The sequence below is a fragment of the Bacillus sp. NMCC4 genome, assembly GCF_002998555.1.
Lineage (GTDB): Bacteria > Bacillota > Bacilli > Bacillales > Bacillaceae > Bacillus.
In genome coordinates this window covers 56,005-78,211 of the sequence record NZ_PVRA01000007.1, presented here as the reverse complement: position 1 = coordinate 78,211, position 22,207 = coordinate 56,005, and the positions used below count along the sequence as shown (strand labels likewise).

Sequence of the window (22,207 nt, the reverse complement as noted above, 5' to 3'; positions counted from 1 at the left end):
CCTATTTTCCTCCGCCTAATACTTCGTTCCATCGATTTGTCCAATTGCCAAGCTCTGAAGTTGCTGTTTCGTAATCTACCCAAGTCAGCTTGCTATAATAATTCTCTCCAACCTTGACCTTCCCCTTAATCTTGTCACCGTATTTCACATCAGAATTCGACATGCCATAATAAGATTTTTCCGAGAAAGCCTCCTGAGCTTCTTTTCCACTTAAATAGTTTAATAGTTTGTAAGCCGCTTCTTCATGCTGACTTCCCTTCGTTAAAGCCCAGCTCGCAACAGCTGCAACAGCGCCTTCTTTCGGATATGAGAAACCAATATCCATTCCTTCTTCTTCAAGTGCAAATACTCGTCCATCCCAATATGGAACTGCTGCCACGTCACCACGTTCTAACAAGGTTTGAATAGACCCTGGATTATCTGGAAAAGCAGCTACATGTCCTTTTAATTGTGAAAGGCTTTTAAAGGCTTTATCAATATCCTTAGGATTTGATTCTGTCCCACCTTGAGCATGGACAAGCGCAGAGAAAAATTGCAAACCAGCTGAATAAGTCGGAGATGATATCGCCACCTTCCCTTTTAGCTGACTGCTCCATAGGTCTGTCCAGCTGTTTGGTTCCTGCTTCACAAGATCTTTTCGATAAGCAATTCCTAGCTGCCCCATGCTAAAACCTGCTGCATATTGTTTCCCATCAATAGTGAGCTTCTTTTGGACAGAACGGTAAAGTTTTTTGACATTCGGTGCTTGCTCTTCGTCAATCGGCGCAAGGACATTTGCTGCAATGCCTCTTTGAATCGTATCAGGCTGTAAAATAAGCAGGTCATACGGTGGATTTTTTCCATTGGACGCTTTTAATTTCGTAAACCATTCAGAATCCGCTCCAGAGACGGTTTGGACTTTAATTCCCGTATCTTTTTCAAACTTTTCGAGGATTGGTTTGATATTCTTTTCCCAATCGCCTCCGTATACGCCAACGATCACAGTCTGCTGCTGTTTACCTTGATCCTGTCCATTTCCACCGCAAGCTGTCAGCAGTAGAATCATTGATAGTACACCTGCAAAAATAGTGATTAATCTTCTTTTCATGATTGATTTCCCCCTTTTTGTCCATCCATATGACGAAGTGCTTGAATAATATCTTTCTTTGTTAACGGCTCATTTCTATGACTGAAATGTTGATGAACTGCATGTTTATAATGCGTACGTTCATTAGCTGGGTAAGAACGCAGCTGCACGGCAAGCTCGCTGCTGGCTTCATCCGTCCATACTTTCTCATAAGCTTCTCTGTGTTCTCCGAAATCCCACATGATATCAGCAGGATGATCAACCTTTTCACGAAGCTTATTCGTTTGCTTTTCATCAATCTTCCATTCATTTTGGTCTAGATACACTTTAACGCCATATTGCTGCAGCGCTCTTTCTTCACTTAATAGACCTGCTTCCACTTCCTGAAGGACTTTTTCTTTATTTCTAGCAAATGGATTTCCCCAGCCGCCTCCACTTGGTGATATTAATTGCACAATATCGCCTTTTTCAAGACGCAGAACATCTATTTTTGGCTGGTCTTGTTTTTCACCTTTTGCTGTGATCAGCTTGACCTCACCAACAGCTCCTGCTCGGCCGCCCATTAACCCCCAAGGCTGAAACTTCATTCGTTCCATTCCTCGTGCGGTCACCATAGATTCAGGCTTGATCATTTCAAATTCCAAACCAATCGCATGTCCACCTCTGTTTTCTCCTGCCCCGCCTGTGTTCGGCAAAAGCTCATATCGGTGAACATGAATATCAATATGCTGTTCTAAACTCTCAATGGGTGTATTTTTCAAAAAGCCAGATGAATGATCAATGCCATCTACTCCATCCGTTCCATTTTGAGCACCGCCGCCTCCGCCTAATGGTTCGACAACAGACATTTTCCTGCCACCTGTTTGATCATCAGGAACAGAGAGAACAACAATAGCAGATTGACCTGCACCTGCTGCCGGCACTGCTTCAGGTAACAGCTTACCAATGGCGCCTAGCACGACATTATACAGCCTCATCGTAATCGAATGCCGAATACCAACAGAGGCCGGGTATTCTGGATGCACCAGCGTCCCTTTAGGTGAAATCACTTCAATTGGATATGTTATTCCGCCATTAATCGGTATAAAGGGATCTTTACTAATAATGTAATTAATCAACCCTTGATATAGGAAGGAATGCTTCTGACCATTAGTGACAAGGTTAAAAGCTGTTTTCACTTGCGGGTCACACTCAGAGAAATCCAGCGTCAGCCGCTTTCCTTTGACCGTTAACTTGATTTTCAATCGGATCGGCACATCCGAGATCATATCATCATCTAAATAATCAGCGAATTCACTCGTTCCATCCGGAATGGCTTCAATGACCTTTCCTGCACGAATCTCAGCTTGCTTCAGCAGGTCCATCATTCCTTGTTTCACTTCATTTTTTCCAAATTTGCCGATCATTTCTTTTAACCGAATTTCTGCTGTATTTACTGCAGCAATCATCGCATTGATATCCCCATCATTTAAATGACTGGCTCGGCTGTTGGCTCTTAAAAAGGTACGAACGACCTGATTCTCTTTCCCGCCTTCATAAATTTTCACTGGCGGGATTCTTAATCCTTCTTGATGGACATCTGTTGCTGTCGGTGAAATACTCGAGGGCACAAGTCCGCCCACATCACTCACATGAACAAAAGACCAAGCATAGCTGACAATTTCACCATCTACGAAAATTGGCTTAATGATATGGACATCCGGCAGGTGAGTCGCTAAACCATCTGTCGTATAAGGGTCATTTGTGATGATAATATCTCCCGGCTGCATCGCCCCGCTCTCTTCAATCGCTTTTTTAAGACTCAGCCCTAAAAAGATCGTTACACCCACTGTCTTCGGATAAACAAAGAAATCTCCAGAAGGCGTGGCTAACGCTGTCGCAAAGTCAGCTGATTCTTTGACGAAAGTCGTAAAAGACGTCCGCTCAATGACATGTCCCATGCCAGACGCAATTGCATTAAAATAACTGCGCATCATCTCAAGCTTTGCTGGATCAGTTCTCATGTAAAGCCGCCTCCCTTGAAATCACCAAGTTCCCTGATTGATCAATGCTGCCTGTCCAATTTGGCAGAATCAATGTTGTCGTATCATCCTGCTCAATAATGGCAGGTCCATTGATGACAGAACCTACTGACAAAGTATCTCTGTAATAAATAGCTGCTTCATGTTCTTTTTCTTCTATAAAGATTCGCCTGTATTCATATGGCTTCAAAGATTGTCCGCTGCTTTCATGAACAGGTGTGAAAGGCAGCGGCGGCGTCTCGCCTATGACTCGAACTCGTAAATGAGTAAACTCGATGTTCGCCTGATCATCTCTATGACCATATTGACGCTGATGCAGTTTGTGAAAGGCTTCAATGAGTTGGTGGATATCTTGTTCTTGCTTCAGCCATTCAGCTGATAATGGTAATTCAATCTCAAAGGCTTGTCCTTGATAACGTGCATCTGCCAATAATAGAATGGATGTCTGTTTAATATGCTGAATGTTCTGCCGACTGAACCAATCAGCCGCTTTTCGCGAAAGCATCTCATAATCTTGTTTTAGTTGATCTATCGAGTAGTCTTGTAAGCATATTTTCTTCGACAGCACCGCATCATGAATAAAATCAGCGGTCAGAGCACCTAATGCACATAATGTTCCTGGACCTGGAGGAACGACCACGTTTTTCGCATGGATTTCTCGCGCAAGGAAATTCGCCACAACCGGTCCTGCTCCGCCAAACGCTAGTAAACTAAAATCTCTTGGGTCAAACCCCTGCTGCTCCATGACATTGCTTAATTCTGTGTACATATTGGCGACAGCTACTTGAATCAGCTGGTCAGCCGCTTCTTCTACCGTTTTGTTGAGCTGGTCAGCAATTGGCTGAAAGGCCTTTTCCGCCGCGGACAGCTGTAGTTGTAAATGTCCTCCGGCAAAACGCTCTTGATTGAGATAACCGCATATGAGGAACGCATCAGTTAAGGCGGCTTTCTTTCCCTTACCATACGAAGCTGGTCCCGGCTGTGAGCCAACTGATTCTGGTCCTGCTTTGAGAAGCCCGCCCTGATCAATCCACGCGACAGAACCTCCGCCTGCCCCTATTGAATACATCGCAACAGATGGAAGAATGATAGGAAAACCTGAAAGCTGATTAGACTGAGCCATTGTAGGCTGCCCCTTTTGAATAATGGAGATATCTGCACTCGTCCCCCCTACATCAAAAGTGATCAGGTTGGATTCGTTTGCAGAGGCTGCGATTCTTGCCGCACCAATGACACCAGCTGCTGGACCAGAAAAAAGTGTTTTAACAGGTGAGGTTGCTGCACTTTCTGCATCCATTAAACCACCATTTGATTGTGTAATGTATGGAGAAATTGGTACACCTTCTTCCTTCAAACGGCTTTTCAATGTTTGTAAATACTGTTTTACCTTTGGTTGAATGTACAAATTGACAACAGACATCACAGTACGCTCGTATTCTCTCATTTGAGGCCATAATTCAGATGAAGTAAGAACTTCTAATTGCGGATAATGGTGTTTGATATAGGCTTTTGCCTGTAATTCATGAACTGGATTTTGATAACTATGTAAAAAAGAAATGACAATACCTGCTAGCCTTTTAGACATGACCTGCTGGACAGCATGATCTAATTGCTGCAGATGGAGAGGTTTTTTGATCGTACCATCGTGTATCAACCTTTCAGAGATTGGGTATACATGCTTTCGTGGTATCAATGGTTCCGGCAAACGAGAATTGAAGTCATAAGGAATGGGTAACCGTAAACGTTGTAGTGACAATATGTCTTGAAAGCCTTCCGTCACAAAAAGGGCTAAATCTGCTCCTTTCCGCTGCAATAATGTATTAAGACCGATTGTCATTCCGTGTACGAGATATTGGATTTTAGATAAATCAACACCCCTGTCTTTTAGAAGTTTTAGCCCATTGATAATTCCCTGGGCTGGGTCGTCAGTCACTGTGGGTGTTTTGAGTTCAGTCAGCGCCCCTGTTGCTTCATTCATCAGCGATAAATCAGTAAATGTTCCTCCTATGTCTATACCAAGCCGATAAGAGACATCCGCCATTTGTACTCCCCTCCTGCAATGTAAATAGAATCATATTTTGATAAATTACGACATTTTTTGATATTTGACTCCATATTATTAAAGCATATCGGTCTAGTCAATTTTATTTTTTTAAAATTTCTGTGTGTTAAATTCTTGAAATTAGCCCAAAAAGCAGTGATAAAGCCATTTTGATAAAGCATAATCTTTTTTTGACCAGCAAAATTAAAATTTTTATGAATTTTTACAAATATAAAAAGCAAGAAAACGGATAAAAACCGTTTTTCGAACTTTAAAAGGCGTTTTTTCAAAACCAGGAGAAATTGGTAAGTAATTCTGCTATACTTCTGTTTACAAAATACGCAAACAAGAAAGAGAGCTAGCATCTATGAAACTTCTTAAAATCATTCTCTTGCTTTTACTAATCGTCGTTGGTGTAGCAACAGGCTATATTCAGCTGGAGCAAAGTAAACAAGAGACGACGAATTCATCTTATGACAAAACCATTCACTTCCCATCAGATCGTTACCCAGAAACCGCGAAGCACATAGAAGAGGCAATTGATGAAGGCCATTCATCCGTATGTACGATTGACCGTAAACATAGCGATGAACAGAGAGACCAATCACTTCATGGCATCCCAACAAAGCGCGGGTATGATCGGGACGAATGGCCGATGGCGATGTGTAAGGAAGGAGGAACAGGAGCTTCTGTCAAATATATCAGTCCTTCAGATAATAGGGGAGCAGGCTCATGGGTCGGTCATCAATTATCGGATGATCCTGACGGCACAAGAATACAATTTATCATCGATTAACGCCATTTCCTTTTTCTATCTAAAAAAATTTTCTCGTAACTGCATACAGGTATTTCAAACATTTTTTTCATGCCGATAATCCTTAAGGAGGTTTAACCTACCTTATACCTAAAGGAGTCAAAAAGCATGAAGAAAAAGGGAAAACTGAGGCTTGGTGCAAAAATTTTGCTGATCTTTTTAAGTGTCCTCATCATCTTTTCAGCAGTTGTTGGTTATGTGGTGAATCGTGAAATGACAGAAAACATCAAGCACATGGCCACTGAAAAAGCAAAAAGTGATTTAAAGCTAGGCTATGCCTACCTAGATGAAAAAGTGGCAGGCTCGTGGCAGATAAAAGATGGCAAGCTTTATAAAGGGGATACCCAAATCAATGATCATGATACATTGGTTGACCAATTAGCTGAATATACCGATGATACCATCACAATTTTCCAAGGGAATACCCGTGTCGCGACGAATGTCATGTTAAACGGAAAACGAGCTGTCGGTACAGAAGTCTCACCTGAAGTGAAGGCCACTGTATTAGATAAAGGAGAAAACTATTACGGCACAGCAAATGTTGCCGGGAAAGACTATCAAACGGCTTATATGCCGATCAAAAATGAAGCAGGCAAAACGATTGGTATTTTTTATACGGGCGCCAATCAAAGCATGATTTCACAAATGCTTCAGTCATTCTATATTCAATTTGTCATTGTTCTGTTGTTAAGTTTAATTGTTGCAGTTATCATTATTTCTATTTTCACAAAGCGGTTTCAGTCACGCCTCAAGTGCATAGCTTCTGCCATTAAAAGTGCAGGCGAAGGAAATTTAACCATCAATGTGTCGGATACGGCAGGCGATGAACTGTCTGACCTGGCTGGTCATTTCAATAAGATGCGAGAAAAATTAAATCAAACCATTCTTAATGTCATGAACACATCTGAATTAGTGGCCACCTCATCTGAGCAGCTTTCAGTTAGCGCAGAAGAAACAAGTGCAGCATCAGAAAAAATCACCCACAGTATTCAAGAAGTAGCTCAATCATCAGAAGAACAATCAGCTCAAATGACAACAAGTGAGCACACGATGATTCAAGTATCTAACGAGCTGGCAAACATCACGGAAAATGCGGAACAAATGGCTTCAAGAAGTCAATTTGCACAAGAAATGGCCCTAAAAGGTGTACAGAATATTGGGGAAGTAAACTCACAAATGACATCTATTGCAAAATCAATCGAGGAAAATGGGACAGCCGTTCAAGCATTAGAAACACGTTCAGCTGAAATTGATCATATTTCCAATGTTATTACAGACATCGCTAATCAGACAAACCTGCTTGCTCTTAACGCAGCAATTGAAGCAGCACGAGCAGGCGAGCATGGAAAAGGTTTTGCGGTTGTCGCAGACGAAGTGAGAAAGCTCGCTGAAGAATCTCAAGCATCATCAAACATGATTTCCCATCTCATTTCTGAAATCCAAAAAGAGATGACTCATTCGACGAATGCCATCAAACGAGTAAAAGAGGAAGCGGCTCAAGGGACTGTACTTATTTCTCATACAGAAGAATCATTTATTGATATTCAACAGTCAATGAGAGAAATGGCAGATGGCATCAAGCATTTATCTAGTGCATCACAAAAAATCGCAGCTTATACAAACGATGCGAAACAATCCTTTGCCACTATCACAGAAGGCGTTAAACTAACGAGTGAACATTCACAGCAAGTAGCCGGTTTAACAGAAGAACAATTTGCCTCAATGGAAGAAGTAACAGCATCATCAGAAGCTCTTGCCCATTTAGCAGGAGATTTAAAAGCAATGGTTTCGCAATTTCACATCTAGATTCCTCAAATAGAAGCGCAAGACGGCGACAATCGTCTTGCTGCCTAACATTCTCTTCAAGAATCATTCTTTCAACCATTCACATTCCAACGAAAATCTATGTATAAAGGAGTTTTTTAAATGAATAAGTTAAACCAAGCCTATTCCCTATCTATCTCTTATCACCAAATCACCGTATACACCGGAAGCAAAACACCACCTGTGATTGATTGGTCAGATGATGACATTCTTCAAGGATTCGCCATGGGAGATCAGGGTGTGTCCTTTGAAGGGGTCAACAACGGAAAAGCATCTGTTACCGTAACTTTAAATAGCGATATGCCCCCAGCCTCGGCTGACAGAATAGTTACAGTGCCTTTTACGCATGCAAGCGATCAAGTTTATATCACAAGCGTCATGGCTCAGGTGCTATCTTTCCCTATTCCAAAGGGAGACTATCAGCTCACCTGCTATACCTCACAGCAGCCTGATCAAGACCTTTATCATATAAATTTCCAAACTGTGTAGATCACGACTGATCGTACAAATCAAGCCACTTTTCCGCAAAGTCTACTGATTCTCTCACCGGCAATAAATATGAACTGGCAAGTCCGATTTGACCGTGATCATGAGTGCCTCCTGATTGTAGAAAATCACGACCGATCTGCTCAAATAGTTCTTCTCTTGTGATAATATCTTGGTACTCTTTCCATACCCTCCATCCATTTTCTAAGATGGGGGCTCCTCTTGTCATGAGGTCTTGCTGAGGGATGCGATATTCAGCAAGATGGAAAGCTGTCAGGCTCTCAAATGACGTACCAATCAGCAGCACCTGAGCCTGAAGATCATACATGCGGGCTAGAGGCGAATGTTCTCCTAATCCAAAAGAAAGTGCGTGGTGTTTCAGAAGCTCATGTTTCCTTTTGCCCCAGGCTGTGAATGAAAAATGAGGATGATTGCTTCTCGCCACGCCTGGGTATTTCCAAAACGTTTCCGCTACCTTTCCCATTGCTGTTGGCGTCGTGTATGCTGGATCAAATGCAGGCATCGTCTCTTTGATCGATTTCCACCACGAAAAAGGAACAGGCGGATTGATCCAATCAGCGGGATCAGAAAGCTCTAACGTTTGTGCCGGCATGATCAGTGTCCCCTCTTCTGATAAGGTTTCCATCAATGCTTGTATGAGGGCAACAGCGCCTCCGTTTATCCAGCCGATAGATGATAAAGATGAGTGAACACATAAAATCATGCCTTTTTTCACACCAAGTTGAACCAAGTCTGCTTTGATTCTTTCCTTTGTCATCGGTTCAGCTTGATTTTTGATTAATTTTTTCATCGTTCCTTTTCCTCCTGCGTCTCTTCTATTACTGATGAATGAGACGTTTAACCGCAATAGACAGTTTATAATTTGCGTAATTTGTCAGCTCCGTTAAAAACAGATCCAGTTCATCATGACTGGAAAAATGGCCTTCAGCCATATAACAGCCCTCACCACTTATTTTAAACAAGTTCTTGATCTCTTCCTGTTGGTCGAGAAACGACAGAAGTGGTTCGTGATGATGACTGCGGGTATAGAGCTGCATAAATGTTTGGATGGTCTTTTGAGTCCGCCAGTCAATCGAAATGGTATATGCTTCAATCACACCCTCTTCTTCAAGCTTTAACACACGATTTGCAACAGCTTGACCGGTTAAATGAACTTTTTCACCTAGCGCTTTCATGGTCAATCGACTGTTTTTAGAGAGCTCTTTTAATATATCCATATCGGTTTGGTCTAACATTGACTCACCTCTTTCAAAAATCAAGTCCTTCTGCTGAAAGACTTTCATTACCCTCTGTCATATGGAACTCTTTTAATATACTGTAAACTTAATCAGAAAAAAAGGAGGCCTTTTCATGAAAATCACGCTCATTCGGAATGCTACTTTATACCTTCAATATGGTCAGGCAACTTTCTTCATTGATCCCTTTTTAGCAGCAAAAGGAACATATCCACCGTTTCCTCATACAGCCAATCAACATTTGAACAATCCTATTGTTGATCTGCCTGTAAACATTGACTTAGACAACATGTTACACCCAGATGCTGTCTTACTCACTCATTTGCACGTGGATCACTTTGATGACGAGGCAAAACAAAAATTAGCTCAAGACCAGCCCATTTATACGCAATCGGAGAATGACAAAAAAGAAGTTGAAGAAGCCGGTTTCCAGCATGTCACATGCATTGAAGATGAAATAGACATTTGCGGTGTTCATATTAAGCGGACAGGTGGACAGCATGGGACAGGAGAAACTGCGAAGCGGATGGGACAGGTCAGCGGTTTTGTTTTCTCTCACCCTGATGAACCTACCCTTTACATTGCAGGTGATACCATTTGGTGTGATGAGCCGAAGGAGGTTGTCAATACATGCAAGCCAGATGTCATTGTGGTTAATAGCGGAGCTGCTCAATTTTTAGAAGGCGATCCGATTACCATGACGAAGGAAGATATTTTAGACGTTCACCGTTCTCAGCCAAAAGCACAAATTGTCGCTTGTCACCTTGAGGCAGTGAACCATTGCTTGCTAACAAGAGCTTCTTTACAAGCTTACATTCAGGAGCATCATGCAGATCAAGCCATTTTTATCCCTAAAGATGGTGAAAGTCTCACCTTCTGAAAAGATTCATAAATAATAAAAAACCGGCACCTCGCTGCCGGTTTCATCATTATGGTCGATGGTGCTGTGGTTTTTTCAGCAATGGAACAAATCCGTTATTTTCCAAATGATTGTAATGCTCATCCATTCGTTTGGTAATATGTGTACCTTGTTCCTTTGTTAACACACCATATTGAACGTATTTCTCAATCACTTCTTTTCGTTTAGAAAGAATTTGCTGCTCAAGCATTTCAATTTGTTTTTGTTGTTCTGTCGTTAATTTTACTTGATGCGTTACTGGACGCTTTTCCATTTGGGGTGTTTCACCATAAGCTGTTTCCATATAAAAACCAGACAACAGCATCATCGATAATATGATTAAGCCACTTACTTTTTTCATCATTGTTATTCCCTCCTTTATTCGCAATTATTTTGTACGCACTTTCCTTTTTTATACATTATTTCACCACGCAAATTGCACATAATATTCTTACTTTTTCGCTTTTCTTCTGAAAACGTTGTCCTAACAGAAAAAGCGTGCTATGTTTTGTTTTGTATAAAAAATAGAGGAGGATTCTTAAATGAGTCGTTTTTATCATAGAAAATCGATATGGTTGATGCTTGTTGTGTCTGCTTTCATACTTGTCATGTCTGCTTGCAGTCAATCAAGCTCTTCTCAGTCTGGAGATTCAAAGTGGGATGAGATTCAAAAGAAAGGGAAAATCGTGGTTGCTACTTCAGGCACCCTTTATCCAACGTCATATCATGATACATCTAATGGCAAGGATCAATTGACTGGTTATGAAGTGGAAGTGGTCAAAGAAGCGTTTAAACGCCTTGATGTGAAAGTAGAATTTAAAGAAATGGGCTATGATGGCATGCTGAGCGCCATTAATTCTGGTCAAGTGGATGCCGCTGCAAACGACATTGACATCACAGATGACAGAAAAGATAAGTTTGCCTTTTCAACTCCTTATAAATATTCCTATGGCACGGCGATCGTACGAAAAGATGATTTGTCTGGCATTAAGACGTTAAAAGATTTAAAAGGAAAGAAAGCAGCTGGAGCTGCCACAACGATTTACATGGATGTCGCTCGCAAGTACGGTGCGAAGGAAGTCATTTATGATAATGCGACAAACGAGCAATACTTAAAGGATGTCGCTAATGGTCGTACAGATGTCATTCTAAATGATTATTACTTGCAGACACTAGCTCTTGCTGCATTCCCGAAACTAAATATTACGATTCACCCTGACTTAAAATACATGCCAAACGAACAAGGTTTTGTGATGAAGAAAGACAACACAGAGCTTCAAAAAGAATTAAATCGTGTCTTAAAAGACATGAAAAAAGACGGAACCATGAAAAAGATTTCCGAAAAATTCTTTAATCATGCAGACGTCTCAAAGAAAATAGATGCTGATGTCGAAGATGTCGACATTTCTAAATAAGGAGCCGCAATCGTGGGAGATATTCATTTAGAATATATATTTAATCCTGCACTGGCAAAGGCGTCATTTCCATTTGTCATGAAAGGCATCTGGCTGACGCTGCTCATTTCCTTTGTGAGCATGTTTTTTGGTACAATTCTTGGCTTTTTTATTGCGCTTGCCAGAATGGCGAACACGTGGATGCTTCGCCTGCCTGCACGGTTGTATATCTCATTCATGCGAGGCGTGCCCATTCTGGTGATTTTGTTTATTCTTTATTTTGGATTCCCTTATATCGGGATTGAGTTTACAGCGGTCACCGCTGCCATTATTGGGTTCAGCTTCAATAGCGCTGCCTATATTGCAGAAATCAACCGGGCGGCCCTCTCCTCTGTTCCGAGTGGACAGGTGGAAGCTGCCAAGTCACTAGGTCTCAGCTATTGGCAAACGATGCGCGGTGTCATTTTACCTCAATCTGTCCGCATCGCACTGCCGCCTTTAACCAATGTCATGCTCGATTTAATCAAAGCCTCCTCACTGGCTGCGATGATTACTGTACCCGAGCTCTTCCAGCAAGCAAAAATTGTAGGTGGACGCGAATTCGATTATATGACCATGTATATTTTGGTCGCACTCATATACTGGGGCATTTGCAGCGTAGTCTCATTGCTTCAAGACTTTTTAGAAAAGCGCTATGCGAAATATCTGTAATAAAGGAGAGCAGATCTCATGGATCTGCTCTCTTTTGTATTTAGCTTTAATGTATCAGCCATAACCACACATATAACCCTAGTAAAGTAAGGATCAAGGTTGGGATGGTCAGGATGATTCCGGCTTTCATGTATGCACCCCAAGAAATATGGACGCCCTTTTTCTTGAGAACATGAAGCCACAGCAATGTCGCCAATGAGCCGATAGGGGTCATTTTCGGACCAAGGTTGGAGCCGATGACATTGGCATAAATCAGTCCGTCTCTCATGACGCCTGCTGTATCTGTATGACCGATCGCAATCGCATCGATTAACACAGTGGGCAGATTGTTCATGACAGAGGACAGCACTGCGGCAAGCACGCCCATAAACATCGTTCCCGCAAGCAAGCCATGCGATGCGCCTTGTTCGATCCATGCCGCCAATATTTCTGTGAGACCGACATTCTTTAGTCCATATACGACGACATACATGCCAATTGAGAAAAAGACTATGGACCACGGTGCTTCTTTTATGACGCGTTTTGTCGCCACTTGCGGACTTCTTCTCGCCAGCCACAAGAAGACAAGAGCAATACCGCCCACAATGATGGAGACCGGAACCCCAATGAGTTCCCCTGCAAAATAACCGACAAGCAGACAGCCAAGCACATACCAAGACAAGCGGAACATGCGGATATCTCGGATAGCTGATGCCGGCTCTTTCGCTTGTGACAGATCGTATGTTTTTGGGATGAGCTTCCGGTAAAACACATAAAGCACTAGCATGCTCGCTCCAAGCGACACAAGGTTTGGCACGAACATGTTTGCTGTATATTCTAGAAATCCAATATGAAAATAGTCGGCTGATACGATATTAACCAAGTTACTAATCACAAATGGCAAGGAGGTTGTATCTGCAATAAAGCCGCTCGCCATCACAAAAGGCAGGATCATCCGTTCATCCAGCTTTAACGCTCTCACCACAGACAAGACGATCGGGGTCAGAATCAGTGCCGCTCCATCGTTCGCAAAAAAAGCAGCCACGACAGCGCCGAGCAATGTTAAATAAATAAACATGCGGACACCGTTCCCTTTTGCGGCTTTTGCCATATGCAGTGCAGCCCATTCGAAAAACCCAATTTCATCTAAAATTAACGAAATAATAATGATGCCAATAAACGCAAATGTCGCGTTCCATACTATATGCGTCACTTCCCACACATCGCCCAGATGAACGACACCAAAGACAAGTGCAAGAATGGCGCCTCCACATGCTGACCATCCAATGGTTAAACGTCCTGGCTGCCAAATGACAAGGACGAGGGTCAGGATAAAAATCAAAATGGCCAAGGTGACTGCTCCCAAAGGTGGCCCCCCTTTCATAAAATCCTTATCTATCATACAACGTAACGCAGCAGTTGTATGCCATTTTCACATGAAAACCCGCAGGTGATCCCGGGCACCTGCGGATTCGATGACTATTGATCTTTTTTCATCAGCATCAATTCAATAAATAACTCACATCGCTGGCTGAAGTGACTTAAATCGATTGAGGTCATATCAAAGATTTGTTTCATTCGATAGTTTAATGTATTTTGATGAATAAACAACTGCTCTGCAGCAGGCTTTAGCTTGCAGTTATTCAATAAGTAGACTTCAAGCGTTTTTAAAAAAGAAGTTTGGCTGTCACGGTCTTTTTCCTTCAAACGTAACAAATCTGGATTGAAATCATTTTTCTTTTTTTGATGGCTGTAAATCGAGTCTAAGAACCGGAAAACCCCCAGATTCTCGTAATCATATGGAATCAGCTCTTGTCCCCCAACAATTTTCACAGCCTTCACGACCTCTATCGCTTCAAATCGACTTGTACTCATTTTCATGACATCTCGATACTCTCTTCCCATCCCGATATACAGCGGCGAAGGATGGGCATGCGTTTTCGATTGCAGATGAGCGATGACGTCGGCAGCAGTTGCTTTCGGTGAGTGCCGGTCTGACAAGCTGCCCAATATCACGACAATGTCGGCTTGAACGGAGTATACGTGATTCACCTTATCTTCTAGCTGCAAATACGTTCGAATGACATCCTTCACGTCTTCTGCCGTCTCACTTTTGTTATCGGCAGCATGTACGACCATGACAGTAAATACTGCCGGCAATGGGATACTTAAATTCTCAGCCTCCCACTTCAGTTCTTCTTCTGTATAAAAATGATCATCCATGACCTTTTTGAAAAATTCTTCAATCTTGCCTTCCTTTTTCTCCAGCTGTTTCTTATTCTTATAAATCACTTTTCCCACTTGAAAGGAAGCTTCGTGCAAAAATTGCAGCTCCTCCTGAGAGAGGGAATCCTCAATGTCCTGCACCCAAATAAAGCCCACAACTTCTTGTTTATGCTTGGCGCTCACAGCCACCCGCCGATTAAACCCGAGCTCGTCATGACCGCTCACATAAAAAGGCTTTGACTCCTTGTGAAGCCGCTCGATGACCCCTGTTTTCTTTAACCAATCGACTACAGACCCTGGACATTCCTTTGAGAAAATCGTTTGCTGATTGACTGGGTCAAACTGCTGTATGCTGTAAGAATTATAAGCAAGGAGCTGGCACTCTGTGCTTTCTAAAATGACTGGTTTTTTTAAATACCCGCTAATAAATGCAATTAACTTATCGACATCAAAAAATGTATGAAGCTTTTCTAATATCTCTTCCATCCCGATTGCTCCCTGATTAAGTAATACATTTATCATACTTCTTTCCGGACAGATTTGTATAGAAACAAGTCGTAGACAAGCAAAAAAAGCATGAACCCGTGTGCACAGGTTCATGCTTTTCCATCTTAAAACATTTCACTAATCGTTTTCGCCTGCATGTGTAGAGCTAGGTAATCTGGACCGCCTGCTTTTGAATCGGTTCCTGACATTTTGAATCCGCCAAATGGGTGGTATCCCACGATGGCTCCTGTGCAGTTACGGTTAAAGTAGAGATTCCCTACATGGAACTCCTGCTTCGCACGGTTGATGTGATCACGATTATTGGTAATGACAGCACCTGTCAAACCATATTCCGTGTTGTTGGCTACTTCAAGTGCCTCATCAAAGCTAGACACTTTCGAGAAGGCCAAGACTGGTCCGAAGATTTCTTCTTGCATCAAGCGAGATGTTGGCTCAAGATCTGCAAAAATGGTTGGGTGAATGAAGTATCCTTCCGAATCATCACTCGTTCCACCAGTCACTAAGCGGCCTTCCTCCTTGCCCACCTCGATATAATCCGTGATCTTGTCAAAGGACGCTTGATCAATGACAGGTCCCATGTAGACATCCGCAGAAAGAGGATTCGCTGTTGTTTTTGTTTCTGTGATTTCCTTCACTCGCTCGACCACTTGGTCATACAGCTTCTCGTGGACGACAGCCCGAGATCCAGCCGAACATTTCTGACCTGAAAAACCGAAGGCTGATGTGAAAATGGCATTAGCCGCTAATTCGACGTCTGCATCCTCATCTACAACCACTGTATCTTTACCGCCCATTTCAGCAATGACGCGCTTTAAATGCTGCTGACCTGGCTGTACTTTTGCCGCGCGTTCAAAGATACGTGTCCCTACTTCTCTTGAGCCAGTGAATGTAATCAGGCTTGTTTTCGGATGATCGACTAAGTAATCTCCGACCTCTGCTCCGCTTCCTGGTACAAAGTTCACCACACCCTTTGGAAGACCTGCTTGCTCAAGCTCTTCCACAAAACGTGCCGCAATCACAGGAGTTGCACTCGCTGGTTTTAAGACAACTGTGTTCCCTGTAACGATTGGTGCTACTGTTGTTCCTGCCATAATGGCAAACAAGAAGTTCCACGGCGGAATGACGAGCGTCACGCCAGTTGGTGTGTAAACATATTGATTGCGTTCCCCTTCGCGGCTGTTCACTGGTTTGCCTTTCGCCAGCTCCAGCATTTGACGGGCATAGTATTCAAGGAAGTCGATTGCTTCTGCTGTATCTGCATCCGCTTCGTTCCAAGGCTTACCTGCTTCTTTTACAAGAAGGGCTGAATACTCATGCTTTTTACGGCGAATGCTTGCCGCAGCACGGAATATGACGCTGGCTCTTTCTTCTGGAGACGTATAGCGCCAAGTTTCAAATGCTTTCGCCGCAGCTTGAACCGCTTGCTCTGCCTCTTCTTTCCCGGCCTTTGATACGGTTCCAACGACTTCATCCTTTTTCGCTGGATTGATCGAGATAATCTGGTCTTTCGTTTCGATTCTTTCTCCATTAATCACGAGCGGATAGGTTTGACCAAGTGATTCTGTTACCTTTGCTAATGCTTGTTCAAACGCTTTGCGGTTTTCTTCCTGGCTAAAATCCGTGAATGGTTCATGTTTGTAAGGTGTTGTCATCTTTGTCACGCTCCCGTTTCAAATTATTTTCTCGTCATCCCTTTTAAAGCAAAGGCAATGTTTGCCGGCCGTTCTGCAAGACGTCTCATGTAGTAGCCATACCACTCTCGTCCATACGGGGTATAGACCCTCATTTGATAGCCCTCTTTCACAAGTGCCTGCTGCGTTTCTGACCTCATGCCATACAGCATTTGAAATTCGAACTGACTTGTCGGTATATTGTGTTTTTTCACAATATTTTTCGTAAACTCGATCATTTGATCGTCATGTGTCGCAATGGCTGTATAGTTCCCTGTGAGTAATTGCTTTTCGATCAGCTTTTGATAATTCTGATCGACGTCTTTTTTGTTTGGATACGCCACTTCAGCGGATTCCTTATAGGCACCCTTTACAAGTCTTAAAAATGGCTGAAGCTCATTTAGGTCATCAAGATCCTTTTCTGTTCTGTACAAATACGCCTGCAGGACCGTACTGACATACTCATATTGAGATTTCATCTCTTTAAAAATGTCCAGCGTTTTTTGACAGCGCTGTTCATCCTCCATATCGATTGTCACCATGATACGGTGTTTCTCTGCCGTATCTAAAATGCTTTTCATATTGCGATACACAAGGTCATCGTCAATATCCAGGCCGAGTGATGTCATTTTGAGTGACACGTGGGAATTGAGTCCCGCCTCAGCAATCCGCTGAATGGTTTGAATACACTCATTCGTCCGCTCATTTGCAATCTCTGCCTTTGTGACAAACTCACCAAGGTGATCAACTGTTACAGCCATCCCTTGATCATTTAATCGTTTGATGACAGAGATAGCGCTCTCAAAATCCTTCCCACCGATGATTTTCTTAGATGCAACAGCACTTCCCCAATTACGAGCAATATGGTTCAAGAGACTGCTCTTTGACAAAAACAAGAAGAAATTTCTTGTGACCGACTCCATAAAGGGCACCTCCCACTCTTTGTAAGCTATGTCTTTATTGTAAGGCTCATAAGCTGTCCGCTACAATATTTGAAGATGACAAAAATTCTGACTTTTTTTGTGGTTTTATCACAATAAGAGTTAAAAAAGAGCCTGCCGCTATCCGGCTGGCTCTTCCCTCCTACGCCCACACCTCATCAAGGGTAGACTGCAGCAGCTCATTTAATTCTTGCGTGAGATTGTCTTTCGGCTGATTGTAGCTTTTCACCAATTCATCAAAACGCGCCAGCTCTTTGTCGATGAATGGATGGACATAGGCGAGACGGTTCTCTACATCCATTTCCTCTCCGTCCATTTTACGTTTGAGCAGCTCGTGAATTTCTGTTAAAAGCGGGCCTTCCTCCACTAGCTCCTCGAGCAGTTCATGAAAGTCCATCGGCGGAACCGTCCGGTAGCGTTCAATCCACTGACAGGCAAATAGCGGACGAAGCACATAGAAATACTTCTTGATTCGCACCTGCTCCCCTCGTAAATGCCGGCTTTCATTCCGCTTCGCCATATTGAGGTAATGATACATCAATGCTGCAGGATAAAACGCTCGATCCTTTAATTCTCTTAGCTGCTTTGCCAAAGAGAAAGATTCAGCATAGATGATGTCAGAAGATAGCCATTCCATGATGGATGGGTTTGATTTATTGAATAAGCGAAGTGCCTTTCTAAGCTCCCAGCCGCTGATATCAAGCACGTCATCAATCGGTCGTTCAATGACATCACGATGCTCTTGCATCGCCCAATACCATTCTTTCCGGGGAACATATAAAAAACGAACATCATAATCACTATCAGTCGAGGGAAATCCCCATGCCCTGCTACCTGATTCAACGGCGAGGCAAATCTTTACGTCATACGTTTCTTCGATGATTTTCAGCTCTTCCTTGATTCTCTCTCTCAACATCCATCAACTCTTTCTATAGAATTCTGCATGACTTCTTCACGTTTTGGGAAAATACGAATAAGACATATAAAAAAGGAGTTGGATCTGATGTCTATATCTCGCATTATGAAATGGATCACCGGGATTTTTGAAGCCTGCCTTGCCATCCCTGTGATCGGAGGTCTATTCGTTATCAGCAATGGCTATTCACCGCTCATGGTCATGCTTATTCTGCATATTATCACACTCGTCTTATCGAAGCGAGACCAGGGACCAATGATTGGAAGCATCATCGGAATTGTCACATCCTGCCTTGCTTGGATTCCGATTCTCGGATTCATTCTTCATATCATCACTGCCCTTGCCCTGATTATCACTGCGTTAGTGCCTGATGAAAAAACGAGACAGAATACGAGCTATTAAAAAAGAGGCCCTCCTAGAGCGGCCTCTGTTCTTTTAGATCCTTAAATGCTTTTGTAAGAAGGCAAGCTTCTCTGTTTGAAAAGCCGGGATGTACTCGTGTCCAAAGTAGCGATACACCTTTAAATCTTTATCTGTTTCTAAATGGTTGTATACCGCAAACACAGTAGATGGCGGGGTGATTTGGTCGATCAGACCGATGGCCATCAATGTGGGCTGTTTCACCCATTCGGCTAAATTGATCAAATCAAAGTAGCTCAATGTCTCAAATACCTTTTCTTCCGCTTCTGGATCACTGTTTCTTCGAAAGTATGAATTGATTTCTAAATAAGGCTGCTCCAATGCCACATCCACTGCACGCTCGAAATTTGATAAGTAAGGATAATCTGCCACGACGACCTTTGGAATGTCTGAAAGTGCCGCAGCTGCAACCGCCAGTGCACCTCCCTGGCTTCCACCCACCACGCCGATACGGTGTTCATCCACTTCCGGAAAGGACTGAATAACGTCGAGTGCACGAACCGCATCTAAATAAACACCTCGATAATAGTAGTTCTCCTTCGATAAAATGCCTTTTGTCATCCATCCCAAAGCCTGCCCGCCTGGTGTCACTGTCTTATCTTCACTGCCGCCTTGACCGCGGACGAGCATACCAAATGTCGCATAGCCATGCAGTGCCCAGTTGACGATGTCGTGAATGCCGCCGTCATAGCTGGCATTATAGCCATGAAAACGAACGAGCGCTGGATGCGGACCTGTTTGATCTGGTACCGCATACCAGCCTTCAATTCGAGAATGACCAAAGCTTTGATACGTCAGGCGGTACACCTTGACGCCTTTCACTGGATAATCATAAGGTTCAAGTGCTGACTCTGCCTCCACTTGGCGCAGTTCTTCGAGCGACGCCTTCCAAAAGTCTGAGAAATCAGGTCGTGCTGTTTTCTTCGGTTTATATACTTTTAGCTCTTCTAGTGGTAAATCGAACAATTGCATACCATACTATTCCCCTTTGTTTTATTAGTTATGAGTATCATATCACTGTTTTCTTGACTTAGAAAGTCATTTTCACTACAAAAGACAAAACCTTCTGACATTTCTATTGGCAAAGAAGATTGAAACCTTTATGATAAAGAAACTGGCTTGAAGACTAGATGTTCTCAGGCAAAACAAATCGATAGACATTCATGGATTTTCACATTTACACCATCGAATAAAGGAGGAACCTGTATGAAAATCGCCCTTGTCCAAATGGACGTTCAAATTGGAGAACCTGATGTGAACTTTCAAAAAGCAGAAGCGTTTTTACAAGAAGCGATCCGCCAGCAGCCTGATCTGATCATTTTACCCGAAATGTGGAATACTGGTTACGCTCTTGAACAAGCCGACCAGCTTGCAGATGTAAACGGTGAACGCACAAAACAGCTTTTCTCTTCCTTTGCCCGTAAGAACCAAGTCGTTCTCATTGCTGGAAGTGTATTGAACAAGCGCACAGAAGATGAGAGGATCACCAACACGATGTATGTCTTTAACCGCCAAGGTGAGCTTTTAGTTGATTATGACAAAATTCATTTATTTCGCTTAATGGATGAGCACAACTATTTAACCGCTGGTGACCAGCTTGGTTTATTTGACTATGATGAGGATGTGAAGATTGGGGCGATGATCTGCTACGACCTTCGCTTTCCGCAGCTTTCCAGAACACTTGTAAACAAAGGGGCGAAAGTGCTCATCAATACCGCCCAATGGCCGTCAGCAAGAGTGGACCATTGGCGCAGCCTGCTCATCGCAAGAGCGATTGAGAACCAGTCATTTATGATTGCTGTTAACAGAACAGGCACAAGCAGAGACACTGAATTCCCTGGCCACTCCATGGTGATTGATCCACTTGGCCGTATTCTGCTTGAAACAAGCCATGAGGAAGACATTTATTATGCGGAAATTGATCTTCAGCTAGTGGATGAAGTGAGACAGCAAATTCCTGTGATGACGGATCAGCGTCTGGATATCTATTAGAAAGCAGGGTGCTCCCTTGATTTTTGCATTTAATTAAACGTTTGTTTAAGCTTGATTCTGGTAAAGGTCCATTAGGGCTTGAGCGGCTTTCGTTAAATACCTTTCTTCCACATATGCAAACACAAGAGTGCGGGTTGGGCATGAATCAATTTTCAAATAAGCGACTTCGTTCCTTTCCTCTTGTGCCACCATTTTCGGCACAACTGTCACACCTAGTCCATTTTTGACCAATGCCTGCGCTGTTTGAATATGACTTGTTTCAAAGGTAAGCTTCGGCTGAAAACCATGATGAAGACATAGTTCCATGACCACTTGCCGAAAGCCATATCCCTCTTTCAGCATAATAAATGCGGCGTCTTCCAGAAGGCGAAACGGAACAGACCCTTTCTGATCTGCTTGATTGATGATTTCGTTCAATTCATCTGTTGACCAGGGCTGGGCAGTTTGCGGAACTGCGAGAAGAAGCGGCTCTGTCAGCATGTGTTTCGTTTTCAATGATTCATGCTCGACAGGCATAGATAAAATAGCCAAATCCAGCTTTCCAGCCAATAGAAGTTTTTCTAGCTCACGAGGTGATTCTTCTATTAGTTGAACGTGAACATGAGGATACGTTTGACAAAAGGTTTTTAATAAACCGGGCAAGACATAGCCCCCTGTGACTGCTGGCGCTCCAATGTTCAGCTCTTTCCCCACTTCATAAGCTGCTTCTCCCATTTCACGCAGCAAATCATCTCTTTCCTTCAAAATGTTCTCAGCCCTTTTAATGAATCGACTCCCTTGAGGTGTGGGCGTGACTTGTCCATACTTTCGAATAAAGAGGGGTGTGTCTAATTCCTCTTCCAGCTTCTTCATTTGTTGGCTTAAAGAAGGCTGTGCAATGTGAAGTTGATCCGCTGCTTTTGTAAAACTTTTCTGCCGGTACACTTCCATGACATATTCCATCATTCGTATATCCACTTTCATCACCTCATAGGTTTTAACTATTCATGTCATATCTTTTATGTCTTAGACAAATAACAAAATGAATTTTACGATAAAGAGACAA

The 22,207-nt window shown here is 42.9% G+C and carries 21 protein-coding genes; 8 read left to right on the top strand and 13 right to left on the bottom strand.

Translation table 11 applies throughout. The features are described 5' to 3' along the window. Position 1 precedes the first annotated feature (1 nt). The 3 genes from C6Y02_RS14555 to C6Y02_RS14545 are packed head-to-tail and all read right to left on the bottom strand — an operon-like array spanning position 2 to position 5,128. A complete protein-coding gene (locus C6Y02_RS14555; protein WP_034664150.1) occupies positions 2-1,087 on the bottom strand; it encodes an ABC transporter substrate-binding protein in 1,086 nt (361 codons plus the stop codon). Further along, entirely contained in the window at positions 1,084-3,069 is a 1,986-nt protein-coding gene (locus C6Y02_RS14550) for a hydantoinase B/oxoprolinase family protein (RefSeq protein WP_060595511.1), read from the bottom strand. Before C6Y02_RS14550 ends, C6Y02_RS14555 begins: the two co-directional genes overlap by 4 nt. Then, on the bottom strand, positions 3,059-5,128 hold the full coding sequence (locus C6Y02_RS14545; protein ID WP_106031576.1) for a hydantoinase/oxoprolinase family protein: 2,070 nt from the start codon (positions 5,126-5,128) through the stop codon (positions 3,059-3,061). The genes C6Y02_RS14550 and C6Y02_RS14545 overlap by 11 nt, the downstream gene beginning before the upstream one ends. A gap of 367 nt (positions 5,129-5,495) precedes the next feature. Between C6Y02_RS14545 and C6Y02_RS14535 the strand changes: the two genes are divergently transcribed. From C6Y02_RS14535 to C6Y02_RS14525, 3 genes are all read left to right on the top strand, one after another. After that, the gene (locus C6Y02_RS14535; RefSeq protein WP_034664156.1) at positions 5,496-5,924 is read left to right on the top strand and encodes a NucA/NucB deoxyribonuclease domain-containing protein; all 429 of its coding nucleotides are present in this window, start codon (positions 5,496-5,498) and stop codon (positions 5,922-5,924) included. A 126-nt stretch (positions 5,925-6,050) separates the two neighbouring features. Next, positions 6,051-7,748, top strand: a complete 1,698-nt coding sequence (locus C6Y02_RS14530; protein ID WP_106031575.1) for a methyl-accepting chemotaxis protein — start codon at positions 6,051-6,053, stop codon at positions 7,746-7,748. Between the two features lie 120 nt (positions 7,749-7,868). Continuing rightward, positions 7,869-8,255: a competence protein ComJ gene (locus tag C6Y02_RS14525; RefSeq protein WP_106031574.1), complete on the top strand. Its 387-nt coding sequence runs from the start codon at positions 7,869-7,871 to the stop codon at positions 8,253-8,255. 1 nt (position 8,256) lies between these two features. On the opposite strand, the gene C6Y02_RS14520 is transcribed toward C6Y02_RS14525, so the two are convergent. Both C6Y02_RS14520 and C6Y02_RS14515 read right to left on the bottom strand, forming a co-directional pair. Then, positions 8,257-9,063 carry an AAC(3) family N-acetyltransferase gene (locus tag C6Y02_RS14520; protein ID WP_066031346.1) on the bottom strand — a complete coding sequence of 269 codons (807 nt, stop codon included), beginning with the start codon at positions 9,061-9,063 and terminating at the stop codon, positions 8,257-8,259. Between the two features lie 28 nt (positions 9,064-9,091). Next, positions 9,092-9,508, bottom strand: coding sequence for an Lrp/AsnC family transcriptional regulator (locus C6Y02_RS14515; protein WP_034664465.1), 417 nt, complete (start codon positions 9,506-9,508; stop codon positions 9,092-9,094). A gap of 115 nt (positions 9,509-9,623) precedes the next feature. Here C6Y02_RS14515 and C6Y02_RS14510 point away from each other — a divergent pair, with 115 nt between their 5' ends. Next, positions 9,624-10,388: an MBL fold metallo-hydrolase gene (locus C6Y02_RS14510; protein ID WP_106031573.1), complete on the top strand. Its 765-nt coding sequence runs from the start codon at positions 9,624-9,626 to the stop codon at positions 10,386-10,388. 49 nt (positions 10,389-10,437) lie between these two features. Here the strand turns inward: C6Y02_RS14510 and C6Y02_RS14505 are convergent, their stop codons facing one another. Then, on the bottom strand, positions 10,438-10,767 hold the full coding sequence (locus C6Y02_RS14505; RefSeq protein ID WP_106031600.1) for a YckD family protein: 330 nt from the start codon (positions 10,765-10,767) through the stop codon (positions 10,438-10,440). 181 nt (positions 10,768-10,948) lie between these two features. Between C6Y02_RS14505 and C6Y02_RS14500 the strand changes: the two genes are divergently transcribed. Continuing rightward, on the top strand, positions 10,949-11,821 hold the full coding sequence (locus tag C6Y02_RS14500) for a transporter substrate-binding domain-containing protein (protein WP_106031572.1): 873 nt from the start codon (positions 10,949-10,951) through the stop codon (positions 11,819-11,821). 12 nt (positions 11,822-11,833) lie between these two features. Next, complete coding sequence (locus C6Y02_RS14495) at positions 11,834-12,511, top strand: amino acid ABC transporter permease (protein ID WP_034664171.1); 678 nt, start codon at positions 11,834-11,836, stop codon at positions 12,509-12,511. 46 nt (positions 12,512-12,557) lie between these two features. Here C6Y02_RS14495 and C6Y02_RS14490 read toward each other — a convergent pair whose 3' ends face one another. From C6Y02_RS14490 to C6Y02_RS14470, 5 genes are all read right to left on the bottom strand, one after another. Further along, entirely contained in the window at positions 12,558-13,856 is a 1,299-nt protein-coding gene (locus C6Y02_RS14490; RefSeq protein ID WP_060595504.1) for an arsenic transporter, read from the bottom strand. Between the two features lie 113 nt (positions 13,857-13,969). After that, positions 13,970-15,202: a PucR family transcriptional regulator gene (locus tag C6Y02_RS14485; protein ID WP_106031571.1), complete on the bottom strand. Its 1,233-nt coding sequence runs from the start codon at positions 15,200-15,202 to the stop codon at positions 13,970-13,972. A gap of 125 nt (positions 15,203-15,327) precedes the next feature. Continuing rightward, positions 15,328-16,875: an L-glutamate gamma-semialdehyde dehydrogenase gene (gene pruA / locus C6Y02_RS14480; RefSeq protein ID WP_060595502.1), complete on the bottom strand. Its 1,548-nt coding sequence runs from the start codon at positions 16,873-16,875 to the stop codon at positions 15,328-15,330. Between the two features lie 23 nt (positions 16,876-16,898). Further along, a complete protein-coding gene (locus C6Y02_RS14475) occupies positions 16,899-17,816 on the bottom strand; it encodes a proline dehydrogenase family protein (RefSeq protein WP_034664177.1) in 918 nt (305 codons plus the stop codon). Between the two features lie 160 nt (positions 17,817-17,976). After that, positions 17,977-18,747 (bottom strand): nucleotidyltransferase domain-containing protein, encoded by a 771-nt coding sequence (locus C6Y02_RS14470; RefSeq protein ID WP_106031599.1) that lies wholly within the window; start codon positions 18,745-18,747, stop codon positions 17,977-17,979. Between the two features lie 90 nt (positions 18,748-18,837). Between C6Y02_RS14470 and C6Y02_RS14465 the strand changes: the two genes are divergently transcribed. Continuing rightward, complete coding sequence (locus C6Y02_RS14465; RefSeq protein WP_012008865.1) at positions 18,838-19,152, top strand: hypothetical protein; 315 nt, start codon at positions 18,838-18,840, stop codon at positions 19,150-19,152. A 33-nt stretch (positions 19,153-19,185) separates the two neighbouring features. Here C6Y02_RS14465 and C6Y02_RS14460 read toward each other — a convergent pair whose 3' ends face one another. After that, complete coding sequence (locus C6Y02_RS14460; RefSeq protein ID WP_106031570.1) at positions 19,186-20,142, bottom strand: acetylxylan esterase; 957 nt, start codon at positions 20,140-20,142, stop codon at positions 19,186-19,188. Between the two features lie 234 nt (positions 20,143-20,376). Here C6Y02_RS14460 and C6Y02_RS14455 point away from each other — a divergent pair, with 234 nt between their 5' ends. Continuing rightward, positions 20,377-21,162: a carbon-nitrogen family hydrolase gene (locus C6Y02_RS14455; RefSeq protein WP_106031569.1), complete on the top strand. Its 786-nt coding sequence runs from the start codon at positions 20,377-20,379 to the stop codon at positions 21,160-21,162. Between the two features lie 45 nt (positions 21,163-21,207). Here C6Y02_RS14455 and C6Y02_RS14450 read toward each other — a convergent pair whose 3' ends face one another. Then, a complete protein-coding gene (locus tag C6Y02_RS14450; RefSeq protein WP_106031568.1) occupies positions 21,208-22,107 on the bottom strand; it encodes a LysR family transcriptional regulator in 900 nt (299 codons plus the stop codon). Between the last annotated feature and the right edge of the window lie 100 nt (positions 22,108-22,207).

What these genes read in the sequence shown, in the direction of transcription:
- C6Y02_RS14555 (WP_034664150.1), bottom strand. Translation starts at nt 1,087, where the DNA reads ATGAAAAGAAGATTAATCACTATTTTTGCAGGTGTACTATCAATGATT.
- C6Y02_RS14550 (WP_060595511.1), bottom strand. Translation starts at nt 3,069, where the DNA reads ATGAGAACTGATCCAGCAAAGCTTGAGATGATGCGCAGTTATTTTAAT.
- C6Y02_RS14545 (WP_106031576.1), bottom strand. Translation starts at nt 5,128, where the DNA reads ATGGCGGATGTCTCTTATCGGCTTGGTATAGACATAGGAGGAACATTT.
- C6Y02_RS14535 (WP_034664156.1), top strand. Translation starts at nt 5,496, where the DNA reads ATGAAACTTCTTAAAATCATTCTCTTGCTTTTACTAATCGTCGTTGGT.
- C6Y02_RS14530 (WP_106031575.1), top strand. Translation starts at nt 6,051, where the DNA reads ATGAAGAAAAAGGGAAAACTGAGGCTTGGTGCAAAAATTTTGCTGATC.
- C6Y02_RS14525 (WP_106031574.1), top strand. Translation starts at nt 7,869, where the DNA reads ATGAATAAGTTAAACCAAGCCTATTCCCTATCTATCTCTTATCACCAA.
- C6Y02_RS14520 (WP_066031346.1), bottom strand. Translation starts at nt 9,063, where the DNA reads ATGAAAAAATTAATCAAAAATCAAGCTGAACCGATGACAAAGGAAAGA.
- C6Y02_RS14515 (WP_034664465.1), bottom strand. Translation starts at nt 9,508, where the DNA reads ATGTTAGACCAAACCGATATGGATATATTAAAAGAGCTCTCTAAAAAC.
- C6Y02_RS14510 (WP_106031573.1), top strand. Translation starts at nt 9,624, where the DNA reads ATGAAAATCACGCTCATTCGGAATGCTACTTTATACCTTCAATATGGT.
- C6Y02_RS14505 (WP_106031600.1), bottom strand. Translation starts at nt 10,767, where the DNA reads ATGAAAAAAGTAAGTGGCTTAATCATATTATCGATGATGCTGTTGTCT.
- C6Y02_RS14500 (WP_106031572.1), top strand. Translation starts at nt 10,949, where the DNA reads ATGAGTCGTTTTTATCATAGAAAATCGATATGGTTGATGCTTGTTGTG.
- C6Y02_RS14485 (WP_106031571.1), bottom strand. Translation starts at nt 15,202, where the DNA reads ATGGAAGAGATATTAGAAAAGCTTCATACATTTTTTGATGTCGATAAG.
- pruA (WP_060595502.1), bottom strand. Translation starts at nt 16,875, where the DNA reads ATGACAACACCTTACAAACATGAACCATTCACGGATTTTAGCCAGGAA.
- C6Y02_RS14475 (WP_034664177.1), bottom strand. Translation starts at nt 17,816, where the DNA reads ATGGAGTCGGTCACAAGAAATTTCTTCTTGTTTTTGTCAAAGAGCAGT.
- C6Y02_RS14465 (WP_012008865.1), top strand. Translation starts at nt 18,838, where the DNA reads ATGTCTATATCTCGCATTATGAAATGGATCACCGGGATTTTTGAAGCC.
- C6Y02_RS14460 (WP_106031570.1), bottom strand. Translation starts at nt 20,142, where the DNA reads ATGCAATTGTTCGATTTACCACTAGAAGAGCTAAAAGTATATAAACCG.
- C6Y02_RS14455 (WP_106031569.1), top strand. Translation starts at nt 20,377, where the DNA reads ATGAAAATCGCCCTTGTCCAAATGGACGTTCAAATTGGAGAACCTGAT.
- C6Y02_RS14450 (WP_106031568.1), bottom strand. Translation starts at nt 22,107, where the DNA reads ATGATGGAATATGTCATGGAAGTGTACCGGCAGAAAAGTTTTACAAAA.